The organism is Mesonia sp. K4-1 (assembly GCF_008017825.1).
Classification (GTDB): domain Bacteria; phylum Bacteroidota; class Bacteroidia; order Flavobacteriales; family Flavobacteriaceae; genus Mesonia.
Genome location: NZ_VRLS01000053.1, coordinates 1 through 15,877, shown reverse-complemented (window position 1 = coordinate 15,877; position 15,877 = coordinate 1). Strand labels below are relative to the sequence as shown.

The 15,877-nt window shown below is 34.0% G+C and carries 15 protein-coding genes and 1 pseudogene; all 16 read right to left on the bottom strand.

The features are described 5' to 3' along the window. Positions 1–865: 865 nt before the first annotated feature. Positions 866–1,984, bottom strand: coding sequence for a mechanosensitive ion channel family protein (locus FT986_RS10095; RefSeq protein ID WP_187248606.1), 1,119 nt, complete (start codon positions 1,982–1,984; stop codon positions 866–868). 444 nt (positions 1,985–2,428) lie between these two features. Then, positions 2,429–3,136, bottom strand: coding sequence for a hypothetical protein (locus FT986_RS10090; protein WP_147864934.1), 708 nt, complete (start codon positions 3,134–3,136; stop codon positions 2,429–2,431). After that, on the bottom strand, positions 3,093–9,383 hold the full coding sequence (locus FT986_RS10085; protein ID WP_147864933.1) for an ATP-binding protein: 6,291 nt from the start codon (positions 9,381–9,383) through the stop codon (positions 3,093–3,095). The genes FT986_RS10090 and FT986_RS10085 overlap by 44 nt, the downstream gene beginning before the upstream one ends. 301 nt (positions 9,384–9,684) lie before the next feature. Then, positions 9,685–10,068: a helix-turn-helix transcriptional regulator gene (locus FT986_RS10080; protein WP_147864932.1), complete on the bottom strand. Its 384-nt coding sequence runs from the start codon at positions 10,066–10,068 to the stop codon at positions 9,685–9,687. 348 nt (positions 10,069–10,416) lie between these two features. Continuing rightward, on the bottom strand, positions 10,417–10,590 hold the full coding sequence (locus FT986_RS15935) for a hypothetical protein (protein ID WP_187248605.1): 174 nt from the start codon (positions 10,588–10,590) through the stop codon (positions 10,417–10,419). 144 nt (positions 10,591–10,734) lie between these two features. Beyond that, complete coding sequence (locus FT986_RS10075) at positions 10,735–11,205, bottom strand: hypothetical protein (RefSeq protein WP_222706194.1); 471 nt, start codon at positions 11,203–11,205, stop codon at positions 10,735–10,737. A gap of 66 nt (positions 11,206–11,271) precedes the next feature. Next, positions 11,272–11,646: a hypothetical protein gene (locus FT986_RS10070; protein WP_147864930.1), complete on the bottom strand. Its 375-nt coding sequence runs from the start codon at positions 11,644–11,646 to the stop codon at positions 11,272–11,274. Between the two features lie 447 nt (positions 11,647–12,093). Next, positions 12,094–12,249: a hypothetical protein gene (locus FT986_RS15930; protein ID WP_187248607.1), complete on the bottom strand. Its 156-nt coding sequence runs from the start codon at positions 12,247–12,249 to the stop codon at positions 12,094–12,096. Continuing rightward, positions 12,206–12,349, bottom strand: a complete 144-nt coding sequence (locus FT986_RS16080) for an RHS repeat-associated core domain-containing protein (RefSeq protein WP_222706193.1) — start codon at positions 12,347–12,349, stop codon at positions 12,206–12,208. Before FT986_RS16080 ends, FT986_RS15930 begins: the two co-directional genes overlap by 44 nt. 54 nt (positions 12,350–12,403) lie before the next feature. Further along, positions 12,404–12,613 carry a hypothetical protein gene (locus FT986_RS16075; protein ID WP_222706192.1) on the bottom strand — a complete coding sequence of 70 codons (210 nt, stop codon included), beginning with the start codon at positions 12,611–12,613 and terminating at the stop codon, positions 12,404–12,406. Positions 12,614–12,708: 95 nt separating this feature from the next. Continuing rightward, positions 12,709–13,167, bottom strand: coding sequence for a hypothetical protein (locus tag FT986_RS10060; protein ID WP_147864929.1), 459 nt, complete (start codon positions 13,165–13,167; stop codon positions 12,709–12,711). Positions 13,168–13,169: 2 nt separating this feature from the next. Continuing rightward, a complete protein-coding gene (locus FT986_RS16165; RefSeq protein ID WP_255505944.1) occupies positions 13,170–13,694 on the bottom strand; it encodes a hypothetical protein in 525 nt (174 codons plus the stop codon). A gap of 249 nt (positions 13,695–13,943) precedes the next feature. Then, positions 13,944–14,069 (bottom strand): annotated as a pseudogene (locus FT986_RS16315) (RHS repeat-associated core domain-containing protein); the annotation flags it as partial. Between the two features lie 60 nt (positions 14,070–14,129). Next, positions 14,130–14,396 (bottom strand): hypothetical protein, encoded by a 267-nt coding sequence (locus FT986_RS16070; RefSeq protein ID WP_222706191.1) that lies wholly within the window; start codon positions 14,394–14,396, stop codon positions 14,130–14,132. Continuing rightward, positions 14,386–14,661 carry a hypothetical protein gene (locus FT986_RS10050; RefSeq protein WP_147864928.1) on the bottom strand — a complete coding sequence of 92 codons (276 nt, stop codon included), beginning with the start codon at positions 14,659–14,661 and terminating at the stop codon, positions 14,386–14,388. Before FT986_RS10050 ends, FT986_RS16070 begins: the two co-directional genes overlap by 11 nt. Beyond that, the coding region (locus tag FT986_RS10045) for an RHS repeat domain-containing protein (RefSeq protein WP_147864927.1) at positions 14,658–15,877 on the bottom strand (1,220 nt) is incomplete at its 5' end. The genes FT986_RS10050 and FT986_RS10045, both read right to left, overlap by 4 nt.

Genomic DNA, 15,877 nt, shown 5'->3' with positions numbered 1-15,877 from the left:
GATTTAATTATAAAGATTTTTCGAATCTGCCTTCCACAGACAAGATACCGGCGAAATATCATTCAGTGCTGTCACTTCGCATAATTTGAGCTGAGCGGTAGCGAGGATGAATTGTATCCAGAAGTCGTTTAGTTTACATTATCATTTCGACCAAAGGAGAAATCTTTTCAACTTTAAGGATCACCTCTTCTTTTCCATTGCCGAAAAGAAGCAAAAGTCTAGGCTGACGAGAAAAGCATAAGAAAATACTACGGTGACCTCCACCACAGATCAAAAGAACTCCCTACGGTCAAACAGCTTTTGATCTCTTTCCCTTCGCTGCCACCTTGATTTTTAATCTTTTTCTCGATAGGCCGTTTCCCTCCTAATTATGGGCACTTCGAGTGGTTCTAGCAGAGCGATAACAAGGGTGAAATGGTATCGAGAAGACATTGAGTTAATGAGTTTTTGAGTTGTTAGTTATGAGAGGTTAGTGTTCTGTAAGCAGAATTTTTCGACTTCAATTTCTATTTAAATAATGATTCATCCCTTCTTTTCCATTGCCGAAAAGAAGCAAAAGTCTAGGCTGACGAGAAAAGCATAAGAAAATACTACGGAACCCACCGCCACGAATGAAAATAACTCAACCTCTCTTTCGGTCGGTCTCAAACAGATTTTCATGCCATATCCTCGCTGCTTCCTTGATTTTTAATCCTTTTTCCGATAGGCCGGTTCACTTCTAATTATGGGAGCTTCGAGGGGTTTTAGCTGAGCGGTAGCGAGGCTAAAATTGTATCGAGAAGTCGTTTAGTTTAAAGCATTCAGTAAGCAGAATTTTTCCATTTCACCTTCAATTTGCTTTTGGATTATAGTAAAAACGTATACGTTAATCAATTGATTCTGAATTTCTAAATTGATCCAACTGATCTCGCTTAAATACTAAGGTTCGGTGTGGGAAAGGAATTTCCACCCCTTCCGCATCAAATCGTTTTTTTATACTTTCGTAAAGCTCACATTTCATCACAAAGGCAGAAGCATAATCCCAGGCCCAGGCCCAAGCACGAATAGTCACCGAAGAATCACCCAAATTAATAACACGGACAATTACCAACGGTACTCCATTTTTAAGTTCTTGATGGGTACGATTATCAAAAAGGTTGGGGTGTGCTTCGCACTCCTCTTTCATAATACGCTTAGCCAGATCAATATCGCTATCGTAGGAGATCCCTATTTCTATCCACTGACAAATCTTTTTTTCTTCCAGATCATAATTCGTAACCTTCTCCTTATTAATAATTGCATTTGGAATGACAATCATTTTGTTCTCATAATTTCTAATTACCGTATGCCGAAGCGTAATATCTGTAACCGTACCTACTAAATCATCTGTAATTTTAATCACATTCCCTACCCGAAAAGGCTTAAATGAAATGATGAATATACCTCCTATAATATTTGCCAGCGCTTCTTGAGAAGCAATCCCAATCACAACGGCTAAAATTCCCGCTCCTCCAAGCGCCGTTTGTGCCACTCCTCGTAGGGCAGGAAAGGCTAAGGTAGCAAGAATAGCTCCAAAAAAATAAACGCCAAATACACTTAAGTAACGTAAAAACTTATAGCTGGTAGGATCACCGTCAACGGCTATCGTTTTCTTTATGATTCGTGAAAATAAAGTTTCTACAATACTTGCGCCAATGATGGTAAAAACTAATACAAAACCAACATAAACGATTAGTTCAAAATTTTTAGTCGCTATAGCATATTTATCTTCTGAAATAAAAACAAAGCTTAAAGCTGCTAAACCTAAAATAACCCATAAGGTATTGAGTACACGCTTAACAAGCCTTAAAGTAGTAGGTTGCTCACCGGGATATTTTTTTGCTGCTTTTTTTACCAGCCACCTGTATAGCAATTTAGTAAAAAGCAACAGCAACAGCACAACACCTATTACTACAAGAGCGTATATAAGTGCATCGCTATACGTATTCCAAAAGTTGGTTATCATAAAATTATCTTGATAAAAAGGCTGTTCTATTTAAAAAAGGGAATTTTGATAGTTAAATTAGCTTTAGCAAAGATAACGAGCCTTTCCCAGAGAATGGTATCTACCGACAGGTATTTCTGAAAAAATGATGTAAGCTATAGTAGAGAAGTAAAAAAGAAATAGGAAGTTAGAAATATAAGCTTAGTTTGAAAAGATTACTGCCCTCAATATCCATTACAACCTCTGCTCTGTGCTAGTTTAGCAAAAAAAAATATTCTTTTACATTAAAAAGCATTTGATAAGAAAACTTTAGTAAAAAGTAAATAAAATCGTGACTTTTAAAATGTTAACCAACAAAGCCATTATATATCTCATATAAAAAGAGTTTAATGTTCAAATACTTTACTTATCTATATTTACCATTAAAAAATAACTACAGCCATATCCCGATTAAAATATGAACAATTAATCTTTTATTTCTAAGAGCTCTTTTTTATATCTTTCGGTTAAAGAATTTATAGAAGAACTAAATTCTTTTAAGTCTCTAATTTTTTTTGTTAGCTCCTCTGCTTTCTCTTTTGTAACATCCGATTTATCTTCTTGGCTTTTTACGTATTCATCATAATCTGTGGTAAACTTGATAATATTGGTATCAGGAAAATCAATTAAATCAATAGCATTTCTTATATATTTTGCTTTTTGATCATTAAGTTCTAATTCATAAGAAGCTCGATATAATAAATCTGATATTATTGATCTAGCCAATTTATCAATATTTGAAGCGATATCAAGCAGATTTTTTGCTTCATTAGACTTATAATTTTTGTTATGTTCATCTAACAAACTTGCGACTCCTTCTGGATAAAAAAATAAGCTTTCCCTAGCAGGATTAAGCTTTTTCAAAGTTTCAAATAAAGGTCTAAATTCTTCAAGGTAATTTTTAATTGGAGGAACTGACCACCTATTTTTCCAAAGCTTTAGAATTATTCCAAAACATTCTTCCTGAGCTTTAGCTTTCTTTTTTCCAGTTAATTTACCTGATAACTCTATCTTTTCAGCTACAAAATGTGCCATCCACTTTGATAGTGTATCAACACCCGGATCAAGTTCTAATTCTTTAACTATTAATTTACCTAAGTCTATAATTTTTTGAGATGCTTTTAAGTCTTCCATCTGGTGTAAATAAATAAATTCTATGATGAGTTAAATAATCATATTTTTCATCGTTTGATCTGTATTTGTATTCTATATTACGACTAATATTAATCTCAATAATCAAATGACTATCATAGAGTTGACAGATCCTTTTAACTAGGGAGAATGATCCACTTAATCGCATGCCAGATTGTTCTGGTTCTTCATCGTAACCATTCAAGTCGCTACTCCAAGTATCACATTTTATAACAATTTTTCCATCATCAGAAAACCATTTTTTGTAGTCAACACCTGGGGAAAGATTTAATTCTTTATTGAAAGATTCTCCTAAAGAAAATGGTGGGTAACTTATATTTCTACTGAATGGATCAAATTCGTCAATTCCTTTAGATACCTCGGGATCAAAAATTAATCCTCGAAGTTTAAAAATACCTGAATCAATTTCCATTCTAGACTCCTTGAAATCAGGAAGTTTGTAATCATGCGAATTACTTGTTGTTGCAAGAGCTCTCATCAATGCGGCTGAAGTTTCTTTGGAAACCAAGGATGATGAAACTGAATAGGTTTCATATCTTGAATTATGCCTTTCAGTCCAGCCTCCCTTAATGTTGAGCCACGTTTCTTCTCCATATTGAAATTTAATGATTTTTAAAAAATCGAGCTCTTGAATATTCGTTCTCCAAAGTTCATCTTTGTTTTCTTCAGTTATCCAATTCGGTCTTTGTAATGGAAGTTTCCCTCTACTATCCGATAACCATTTACCATCCTCCATTGTCAAGGAATGACCAGACAGCCAATATTCCCATGCATCTTCATTATAAGAATATTTTTTTGATGAAATAATGGGCATATTATCAATCAACTTTGCTGCCACAATTAGCATGGAATGATAAGAGAGATAAAAATCCCAATTGTCAGTTTTTGGATAACTTCCGTGACTGTGCCATGTGTCTCTGTCCTGCGACTGATTCCAAAGACCTACACGAGGATCATTATTATATCCTGATTTTGTTTCAACCCCCCATTTATTAGCAATAGCATTTGCACAAAGGTCTTGAACCTGTTTACTGGAAATACCAAAAACTTCTCCAAGAGGTTCGAACCAGTATCGATCAAAGTCCCAGCCAAAATGATGGTCAATATTAGTATCTATCTCTTTACTTTGATGTAGGTAACTATCTATTCGATACCCATATTCCTCTTGCCTAACTTTAAGCTTACTTTTACCAACCTTTTCAAAGTTAGATATCTCTTTACTATCGTAAGTTCCTGGAATGAATCTTTCGATATTTAAAGCAATTTCAGACGCAAACTTTTGGATTAATATGTGAGATTCAAATTGAGAGTATTTCTGAAATTTATTCCTATAATCAACTAATACTTCTGGTTTATCAATCGAAATTCGTTTAAATGCTATGAGTAAATATTGTCTTGCGTGTAAATTGTAGAATGGGTACTGGTTGCTGCCGAACGCGCCAACTTTATCATTATCGGCCCATTCAATCAAAAAATCTATAACTTTAGTACATCCAAAATCAGCTAATTTCTTGATTGCGTGGCAAGCTTTCCAACGGGTTCCAGAGCGTGGTGAGCCGAGTGCTGACCAAATAAACCCTGCAATATTTTTGTCAATATTATTCGTTACAGAGAGCCACTCATTCCAAGGCCCATCTCCAAAACCATCTTCAATGTGCAGTTCAAACCTTGACAAGGCGTAATCTAATAATTCACTAGCTTGACTGTTATCTATAGAGGTTGATGCAAGACGAACAAAGTTGAGTAGTATGCTTGCGTCGGTAAATTCTTGACCTTGAGATAATCCCTCAAAAATACCTTTTCTCAACTCTTTGGACAAATGAACATCAATTTCTAATTCCCTCACGGCTGATCTATAAGAGTAATCATTGACCAAATCATATGCATAATTGGCACCAAATTTTTTAATAATATCTGGCCATTTCTTCTTAAAACTTACCTTGTTTCTCCATTCATTTGGTACTAACCTTAAAATTTGTTGAAAAGCATAATAATTCACTTTTTCGGTGCGTAAAAGTAAATCGATGAACTTATATAGTTCATCAGCTTCAATTCGATTTAATACTTCAATGTATAAATCCCTTGATCTCGAGAATCTAAATGTATTATTTTTATCGAACTCACTTGAATATCTCTCGACTAAAATTTCAAATCCTTGAGGATCTAAAATATCTAAGTCATAGAAAATATGTTCCCATTTTCTCGTATCTGAGTTAGTCTTAATTTTTTTTTTATAACTGTCGTCTTTTGATATTTTTTCTTCTTTTTCTTCAGATTTATAAAAATCCAATACATTATCCAAATCTGTATTACTAATCTGAAAATTCTCGGCAACAGACTTCAATTTCACCCAATAATCTGAGTTTGCTCCCTTCTTCCTTTGCAAATCATATTCATCATTAAAAATATCATTTCTTAATTTATCAGAGGATTCATTCCTCAAACAATGGGAAAGTAATATTATTAAATTGTGATCTGAAATGAAACGAGACATCGACCATCCAACTGCAGGATTAATAAGGTTTGATTTTATTAGATAACTTAGTAAACCTTCCAGCTGATATTCAAATCTTCCTATTTCCCTATCACGCCAACGGCTTAGAGCAGATATTCCCATTTGAGGGGACATCATAGTACAGGTTATAATTGCTCCAGATCTATCCCAATGTTTTTCTCTATATACATATTCCCCCACTATTTCCGCACAGCGAACGAATCTATAAGCTAATTCATCTGATGAATAAGAAGCAGACCTTTCTCCCAAAGATACGATGGCTTCCCAACGCTCAACGATTTCATCTCCGAACTTAGAAACAATATCAATTGCATCTTCAAAATAGACAGCTGCATCTTCTACTGAATTGGAAAGTATTGCTCTTGCTAACAAAATGTAATTATCTGCAATATCCTCTGGTCTAGCCTCTTTTAAATTCTTAATCAAATTATACGTTGAAACTTCAATTTCCGGTACTATACCTTTTAAGTGATTTATTCTAGTTCCAGCGCGTAATATATTTATTCGCTGTAGTATTGTAAAAGAAGAATTATCCTTTAAATAAGTTTGAAAGTATTGTAGAGTTACTTCTGGTGTATTTTTATAAGTATATATCAAAATACAACATAAGACGGACGTAATCTCCTTAGGGAGAACATCGTATGATCTATATCTAGCCTTATAAGCCCACTTTGAATCTTCATTTGCTTGATGGGCTTTTTTAATCAGATTATCAGTTTCACCTGAAATCAACTGTGCTCTCAATAAATACCATGGATACAGACCACCTATTACTTCTTTGAATTCTTTAATATCATCAGAATAATTTCTATTTTTTTCTTCAGATTTATATACCTCAGGCATGAGTTCATCTAGGTCAACATCTGATTTTTTTGAAATTACACACCTGATAGCAAGAGCCTTAAGAAATATTATACGTTGATTTGATTCGTAGCCTGAACCGACTCCCTGAGATGCAACTTTCGGGACATAATAGTCTAGCGTTTTTGTAATTAAGCTATCTTCCATCCTTCGATGTAAACATACCTCTAAGAACGTCACTATCGAAGGGGTAAGATTATCATGATAGGAATCCTTGGGACTTTTGATTCTCTTTTTTGAGTTTGACAACATTTTTAGACACTTTTCAAGGTCCTCAGCTTCAGCAAATCGTCCCACTTTCACCAATTCACTTACAATGGCAACAACATGAAATTTATTTTCTCGTGCGTTCTTAAGAACCTGATCTATTTCATCAAATCTATCTGCATCAATTAATCGATTAACAAGCTGTCCAACTACCTGAAATATAAACTCTTTAGGCTTTATGCTATTGAGAAATTTCAAGCATGATTTCGCACCATTCAGGTTTAGAAAAGCATAAGCTAATTCCAGAATATCCTCATGGCTAACCCCATTTTCTCGGTATCTATCTTTCTTTTTCTTAGATTCTTCAAAATAGATATGCAGCCAGTTCATGGCTGATCTCAAATAGCCTTGTGCCTCTCCTTTGAATTCTTTGATTTCGCTTAGAAGAGAGGCGGTATAAATATTCTCAGAACCCTCCCAACTATTTCTTAGAATCTTCTTAAAAGCTATTTCTTCAACCTTAAAATCGTCCTGAAGCTTAGGAAGTAAATCAATATTATTCTGAAATAGGCTTTGTTGTCTTTGATCTCCTGCAACTTCCTCTCCGGCTCTTAATGCAAGTTGAATAGCATCTTTGTAGTTTGCTGATCTTAGAGCCGCCTTAAATGCGAATTGTAGACGATAAACAAGTACGCTTCTTTTATCAATAGGATTACTAGCTGGCAGTAGCTTATCAGATAAGGCAATCTCTATTAAATCATCATATTGCCCTGCTTGGAGATAGAGTTGAGGAAGTATTTCTGCTACATAGGTGAAGTCGCTAGCTAGTGGCTCTAAATCTTTAACATAACTACGAAAATCTTCTTCCGAGCTTAAAAAAGTATTTCTAAACCATGTTTCTGTTGGTTCATCTCTAAAATGGACAGAGGAAGAATCACGCATCCATAATGAGCGGCCAATATCTATAACAAAGCTCTTTACTTCTTCTATGCTTATTTCGGATGCTTTTGCTAAAACTTCCAATGGAATATTCGGAGGTAAACTCGCTAATCCTTTACAAATTTTATCTACACTGCTTTGATACTCAGAAGTTAAGTTGTTTTTGATTTTATTGACTGCTGCATTTAACTGATCTTCAATTTGTTGTTCAACAGATGTTCCAGATGGGCCTAGAAATTCTAGAAGTTCATTAATACTAGCGTGACCTGCTGAAATTGCATTCATTTGTACCCTAGGGTTTCCACTAGTTAGGCGATGAAATTCAAGTGCTTGATTTTCATTTACTTCTTGAAAATACTTTTTGAGGTTTTCAAATGTTTCCTCTTTAGAAAAAGGCTGAAGGTTGAATATGGAGATTGAACTTGATGGTTTTAGAAGATGTGTTCGTTCAGGTCGGCACAAATAAACTAGTTTGCAATCTTGCGGATAATCTTCTTTTAATAACTCATGTGCAAAACATGAATCTCCAAATTCTTGAGCCGCCATTTCTGCATTATCAGCTGCATCAATAAGTATGTAGAGTTGAGCGGAAGCAACTCTTTGTTTTAGTGATTTTATTGAAGATTCAATTCTGGTTAGAAAACCGTGCACTATGTCATTTTCTTGCGTGGTGTCCTTAATAACCATACTATCACAGTGCCCAAGTGATGCCAATTCATTAGCTATTTGTACAAGTGCATCTCTATGCCTATGCCTTGGTTTACTTCTACTACGATACTTACCGGAACCAAAACAATCATAAGCGATTCCAAGCGAGCCTTCTGGTAGTACTTGTAAAACGTATTGGCTGAATACTGATTTTCCTACACCGCCTTCTGCTTGTATTATTGTAGGTTTATCAGCAGTTTTAATACTATCTACTATGTTTAGGTATTGCTCCCTATGAGTAATCTTATCAAGCTCTTCGAATAATGGGGTTGCTGGAAACAGTTTCTCAATAGAAGTAACTCCAAAAGGTCTTAGAATATCTTCTTTAATTATTTTTCCATTAGAGTCTGGAAGAACTTTTCTTTGAACCAATGAAACTATACTATCAACTTGAGTTGTGTCAATCATTCCAGGTTGCAACCTAGACATTTCAATCATTAGATCACCTTCTTGATCTAAATAGTCTCCTTCACTATCTGCAAAATTCAGGAGGCTACAAAACTGCATTAGTTTCTTGCCTTCAAGTTTGGTATACTTCTCAATTGTTTGAACAAATCTCTTGTCGACCTTATCACTACCTCCCGAGATTACGGAGATGTTTTCCTTAAAGTTTTCATCTATCTTCCGATTTGTAATTATTGTAAAGGATACTCCAGATAGGGATTTCTCCTTTGAATGTTGCTTGTACCTCTCAGAAAACCCAACAATTGTATCCTTGAGTATGCTTATTGTAAAAGGTTTGTCTTGCTGTACTGTAGTGTGCTTTAGTTGATAGTATTCAATTCGATTTTTAGTCTCATTATCATTGTAGTACTCTGAAACATCTATTACATATTCCCCTGCTTTTTTCCCCTCATCTGATCCTTCTATAAATACTGATTCAAGATTTGAAGTAGGTTGTATCAATTTCAAGCAACGCCTAGCAGCCCATCGATAATGGAAGACATCTCCTGCACGAGAGTATGAGACTAAATCATTGGCTTTGGAATCTAATTTCACTATCAGTTTTTATTTCGGTTACTTTTTTAAATGACCAAATCCGTAATATCTATATAAAGAATATCAGCTACTATACTTATTTTTTTCTGTCTATACATTTTAAGCTCTTACAAACCTCTTTCACCTCAAGAACAAACATCTATAGCAAAGATTATTAAATATAAATAAATGGTTAACTATCAGTTTATATTATTAACAAATTCATTAAGCATGGCTATTGTTAATTGAGACAACAAGTCTATTTATAGATTTCCGTGCTAGATAAAGTTCTATTTTTTAGACTGCACTTGAATAAACCAACCTATTTTCTATCCAACAACTTCTCTAAATAAGTAATTTTTGCTTTTTCAGCTTCTAAAAGACGTTCATAGAGATCAATTATTTTTTCAAAAGAATTAATATTACATAAATAGTTGTTATTATTCGAACTACTATCTTTAAAGGTGTTAGATATAATATTAAAAACGGCTTCTTCCGAAAAATTCTCAATCGCTTCTTTGGTCACCCCCAACACTTTCGCCACTTGGTTGAGTTTATCCTCTTCTAGCGTTTCACTTTGTTCTAGATGAGAGACGGTTTGTTGGCTAACGCCTAGCTCTAAGGCAAGCGTTTCTTGTTTCATACCGCGAAGTTCTCGAATGCGGCTAATTTTTCTCCCGATATGTGGTGTGGCTGTACTGTTCATGTGATCTATGGTTAGAAAAGTAAAGATACGATTTTTTTAAAAAATATGAAGATACTCCCCCAGCGGTAATTTACCAAAGCTTTAGGTGTTGGCTGGTAGGCGATGATAAGCTTATAAGAGCTCTACTTCTATTTCAACTTCAAAAGTTTTCATCTCTTCTTTTCCATTGCCGAAAAGAAGCAAAAGTCTAGGCTGATGAGAAAAACCTTTTCGCTCCTAATCATATCCTTACATAACTCAAAAATTTTCCCCTCTTTCAAGAAGAGGGATGGTAATTTAATTATTAAAATTTTCCGAATGCGCTTTCCATTGACAAACAAACTACCGTCAAAATGTCATTCGGTGCTGTTACTTCGAGTGATTTTGTAAGCTGTAAGCCTCCCCTACTTTGGGGTCGTGTAAACCTGTTTTATACTCTGTAGTCATTCCACGGGCATCGATCATGTTGCGTTTGTTCCCTTTAATGCTTAGCTCAAACCGTGTATCATAATTCACAGGAGCACCATCGCTTCCGTTACGCATTAATATTATGAAAAATATATATTTTCTCCTAAAGTGATTACTTAAAATAAAAAAATGGACTTTTTACTTTAATACGTATAAAATCAACTTCACCATTAATACTATTATCCATCACTTAAATTTATTCATAAAATCGTGAAAATTTTAAAAATCAACACCTGTTTTTAGCTTTATTTTATTATATAGTTCATTCTGTCCTTGAAGCTTATCTTCATTTAGGTAATCTCTTTTATTGCCGACATAAAAAAGATAATATGGTAATTCATTATTTCCAAGAACCCCAATAGTTCCTCCATAAACTCCTAGACCCTCGTGCTCATGATTTCTTATAGAATATTTATCTAATTTTGTACGATGTCCGTGACTATCTACATAAAAATAATCCACATAAGCAAAACCTTTACCTTCATCTTTAAATTCTGTTAGTAAAATTCCATCCTTTGGTATTTCATAAACTTTGTGTTTTCCTTCAAATTTTCTTTTTACTTTTCCCTTTTGATTAAATATAATGATTACATCACCCGTATACCCCTTAGGAATTAAGATTGTTTCGTAAGTTATATTTCTACATGAAGAAAATGCAAATAGTAATATAACTGCAAGCACACTTTTCATTCTTACTAACAAAGCACTTAGGTTATTTGATTATTATATCTAGTAAAGATTTAGAAATTAAGAAAACTATTTATCATAGGAAAAACTTTCTCCTCTTTTAAGGTCTAATACTCTCTGGCAAGCACCAAGTTGCTCAAAGGCCTGAATATAAATCTCATCTTTTCCCATCTTTATAATGGCTGGGTACAAATTACCAAAGGGATCTTTTAATTCGATTTCTTTTTTACTATTGCTATTATCACAATCAACTATAAAAGTTAAATGACATTTTACTGCCGGTTCGCCCTGATTAATATTAATTTCTCCACTAATCTTATTATTACTTTTTCCAAGAAACAGCATACCGCCACCGTAAGATCCATGTTTTATATCACATGTTTCACAATTTAAATTGAACATACAACTCATTATTAAAATTATCAAATAGGCGTTTCTTTTCATTTCTATATAGTTTCTTTAAATACGCTCAGTAGTTATTTATTCTATTTAAAATGTAACCAGTCTCTTCATAAATTATTATTGACTGAGTAATTGAACTTGGTGAATTTCGCCAATATACATTTTGCATATGAGATGGTTCCCTATTTGTAAGTATACTATCAGGACTTCTCAAATAACAAACTATTATCCAATTATGGAGTGTTAGACCATCATTGGTTTTTTCCCAGTGACCAAAATTATTAAATTCTGCTTTATCATTATTATAATCTTCTTTTGACTTAAACATTTTTTGATTAAAAGTATCATCGTCTGAAAACTCTAAAGTCATTATATGTTGAGATGGAAACTGATAGTAATACAATTGATTCCTTATATGAAGTTCATCATTATTCTCGTAACAAGATGAAAATAAAAAAATAGTAGATAACATAATTAATCGATTCATAATCATTTTTGAATTAAGTATTGTATATTCATTTGATAATTAATTTCTATCGTTCTGAACTGACCATTTTCCCCATAAGGGTTTTCTTCGGGATATAAAGTTACTGGATTTTCGCTATCGTATCCGCCAACAGCTGGTGACAGCCTTTTTCCCTGCATAATTATAAGGGGTCAATTGTGGGAATTTCTCTGCTAAAGGATCTATAGAAATAAATCTACCGATCCAAACTGCATAATATCTGGCACCATAATAATACAATCTCCCAACGCGGCAGTCTCGCTCCTACATTAAAAACAGCCCCCAGCTGTTTTCTTAACATTCGGCCGCATCACGTTCCTTACCACAATACCTATATCTTTTTAATGAAACCTCAGCAGATGATTTACCACTTCTATAACTCGTTGATCCAAAAGGATAATATTCCTCATAAGAAATAACATTAGCAGAATCATCCAATTCCAAACAAGCACTGCCCAAATGGTTATCGTATTGGTAACGCCAATTGATGGTAGGGGTTGCCACGGTATTGCCATTCTCAATAGTTAAAGTTTTTAATTGTAAAAATGTTTTTTCATCATCAGCAATGGATAAGGTTTCTCTTTAAAATATTTTAGTGATTATATATTTAATATTTCACCATTAATACATTTAATATAAATAACCGATTCCTCAAATTCAATACTTTCAAAATAATCGGGTAAAGCAAAGTATTCTATAATCATTAAATCTGTAATATTAATTTTAATAATTTCAAGTTGGGTAATTACGTAAAGAATTTCCTTAAAAATTTTAATATCATAAAAGTAATAATCTAAAGAAATTCTTTTTAATATATTTCCTGTATGAAGCTCAAAAATTACAAATATTTGATCAATACCTATTGAAAAAATAAATTTATCTATATTTAGGATAGTGGGACTTATGCTTTCACTTTGCCATCCTAATTTATATTTGTATTCGTTACCATAATTTGAGATAACTGCATAAGTTGTATCGGTTAGCTTATTTTCAAATAAAACAGGTATATCTATTTTTTCAAAATCTGACTCGGATACTTTTTTAAAATTTAACTTCATTATTATTTATAGATTTTAGGAATTATTGTTGAGATTTTCGGTATAAGATTCATATTACCTCCTTCATAGAAAAAGCCAACGTCAATTCTTCCTTTTTTTCCAATATTTACACTTCTCATTACAGTAGTTCCAAATTGATTAGATTTTTTTGATATAACCGTTCCTTTTTTAATAGCTTGATTAAAAACATTCATTAGTTGATTCTCATTTTTTATACCAAGAGTTGCCAGATCCCTTAAATTTTGAGCAGATCTAGCGATGTTATGTTTTGAACCAGATACAACTCTTCCAAAAAAATAATCAAATTTACTTGAATTTACTAAAAAGTTTCTTTCAACAGACTTAACACCAGTTGTAACGTTAAATAATTTTCTCCACCCTCCAATTAAAAAGAAAGGAGAATTATAACCCATAGCGTCTACGTTTCCTCTGGCTAGAGGAATTTGACCCCCGTAGTAATTATAAGCTTGTTCTGCCCTATCAATAAGTTTAGTGTAAATTTCATCGGCTATATCAAGATCAGACAAAATACCTATATCTTCCTGTCCTTGCCCTATATTCCTTATTAAAGGTCTAAATAATTCTAAATATTCTTTTTCTGAATAGTTATCTTCTTTACCTAGAAAGCCCGAGTGATAGTAAACCGTTTTGCTAATTTTTTGTTCAATCCCATCTAACGCATTTATATAACTTACATTTTCTGTAGATTTTTCACCTTCTTGTCTTGGAGTGGTTTTTACCTCAATATCCCCTCCACTACTTTGCAGACCGTGGAGATCTTTATAGGTTATGGGCTTATTCCCAGCATAATTATAAGGGGTTAATTGTGGGAACTTTTCCGCTAAGGGATCTATAGAAATAAACCTTCCAATCCAAGCGGCATAATATTTAGCTCCGTAATAATACGATCTCCCAACGCGGCAGTCTCGCTCCTACATTAAAAACAGCCCCCAGCTGTTTTCTTAACATTCGGCCGCATCACGTTCCTTTCCACAATACCGGTAACGTTTTAATTTTACTTCGCTTTCATTCTTTCCAGAACGATAGCTTGTCGCACCAAACGGGTAATATTCTTCATAAGAAATAACCGCAGCACTGTCATCCAGTTCTAAACAAGCAGAACCTAAATGATTATCATAATGGTAACGCCAGTTGGTGCTTGGGGTTATAAACGTATTGCCATTCTCAATAGTCAATGTTTCTAATTGTAAAAACCATTTACTTTTCACAATCGCCTCTTTTACTTCGTTTTCTACATAATTTCCAATTTGCCCTGATTATCCGCCAAACTAAATAAGCAGCCAATCCTATTAAAATATAGAAAGGAGCTTCTCCAATGTACTCCCGAATTCCTTTGGGATGTGAAATTTCAGGCTGAATTAGTTGCTCGTCAGTAGGAATACTGTATGCAAACTCAATTACACCCCTATAAAGCCAAGCCAAAATAATCACTATTAGTAGTAATATGATTGATGTTTTTTCTTTTACTTTCATTCCCCAAATCTTCTAAACCTTGGTTCGGCAGGTCTTGGATGATACTTTCCATAAAGTGCTTTACCAAAAGCCTGTCCCCTATTGTTTGCTAACATATCTTTAGAATCAAAACCAACATCGTTTCCAAACCAACTTGGTATTTCATCAAAAAATATCTCTTTTGAATATTGTTGTATATCTGCTATAAGCCCACCATTATTGTATTGTAGTCGAGCAGAGACTGCATAATGAGAAACTTTATCAAACCCAGTGTCAGCTCCACTTCTAGCGTAAGTTTCATAGGCATGCAATATAGCCCCACCCTCTGACATGGTCCTTATGTCCAAGAAATCACTTGCTGCATCTACTCCCGAATCCGCTCCATTCAATTCAATAGATTTTTTAAATACAGCCTTGCTAAACCCTTCATAGTAGTTTTCGGGAAAATTGCCTTCGTAAGTCTTAAAATCTTCGTTCAACTTGCCCAAAGTAAATTCGGTCAATGGCCCTGCTTCGCTTGGATTGTTCAATTCGTTAACGGTTTCTTTTGAAGTTATACTAAGCCTATTGTTCCTGTAAATAAACTCCCCGCCTTTTCCGAGTAGTGCTTGGTCTCGTTTTGATAAGTCGAGACCACTAACGCCAATTTTTACTGCTGCTCCCGTTTCCTTGTTGATTTTATAAACATTTGCTTCAGCAACTTCAATGGGTTTTATGTCTTCCAACCTCACCCGAGGCCTTGCAACCCTAGTATTATCAATTTTTGTTTCATTAACAGGCTTCTGCTGTCTTACCTCATCATCTTTAGTACCCTGCAACCCTTCTAAATCTTTAGCTGTGACAGGCTTATTTCCTGCATAATTATACGGTGTTAATTGTGGGAACTTTTCGGCCAAGGGATCTATACTTATAAACCTACCTATCCATGCGGCATAATATCGTGCTCCGTAATAATACAATCCGGTTTCATCGTCTCTTTCTTTTCCACAATAACGGTAACGTTTTAATTTTACTTCGCTTTCATTTTTACCAGAACGATAGCTTGACGCACCAAATGGATAATATTCTTCATAGGAAATAATATTGGCAGAATCATCCAACTCTAAACAAGCAGAACCTAAATGGTTGTCGTATTGGTAACGCCAATTAGTATTGGGAGTTGCTACAGTATTACCATTATTAACCGTTAGAGTTTCTAATTGTAAAAAACTCTTTTGGTCATCAGAAATGCTTAAGG

Excerpts from the sequence above, each read along its gene's own strand:
- FT986_RS15935 (WP_187248605.1), bottom strand. The coding sequence starts at position 10,590 with ATGCGTAACGGAAGCGATGGTGCTCCTGTGAATTATGATACACGGTTT.
- FT986_RS10060 (WP_147864929.1), bottom strand. The coding sequence starts at position 13,167 with ATGAAGTTAAATTTTAAAAAAGTATCCGAGTCAGATTTTGAAAAAATA.
- FT986_RS10080 (WP_147864932.1), bottom strand. The coding sequence starts at position 10,068 with ATGAACAGTACAGCCACACCACATATCGGGAGAAAAATTAGCCGCATT.
- FT986_RS10075 (WP_222706194.1), bottom strand. The coding sequence starts at position 11,205 with ATGAAAAGTGTGCTTGCAGTTATATTACTATTTGCATTTTCTTCATGT.
- FT986_RS10050 (WP_147864928.1), bottom strand. The coding sequence starts at position 14,661 with ATGAAAGTAAAAGAAAAAACATCAATCATATTACTACTAATAGTGATT.
- FT986_RS10070 (WP_147864930.1), bottom strand. The coding sequence starts at position 11,646 with ATGAAAAGAAACGCCTATTTGATAATTTTAATAATGAGTTGTATGTTC.
- FT986_RS10090 (WP_147864934.1), bottom strand. The coding sequence starts at position 3,136 with ATGGAAGACTTAAAAGCATCTCAAAAAATTATAGACTTAGGTAAATTA.
- FT986_RS15930 (WP_187248607.1), bottom strand. The coding sequence starts at position 12,249 with ATGCAGGGAAAAAGGCTGTCACCAGCTGTTGGCGGATACGATAGCGAA.
- FT986_RS10095 (WP_187248606.1), bottom strand. The coding sequence starts at position 1,984 with ATGATAACCAACTTTTGGAATACGTATAGCGATGCACTTATATACGCT.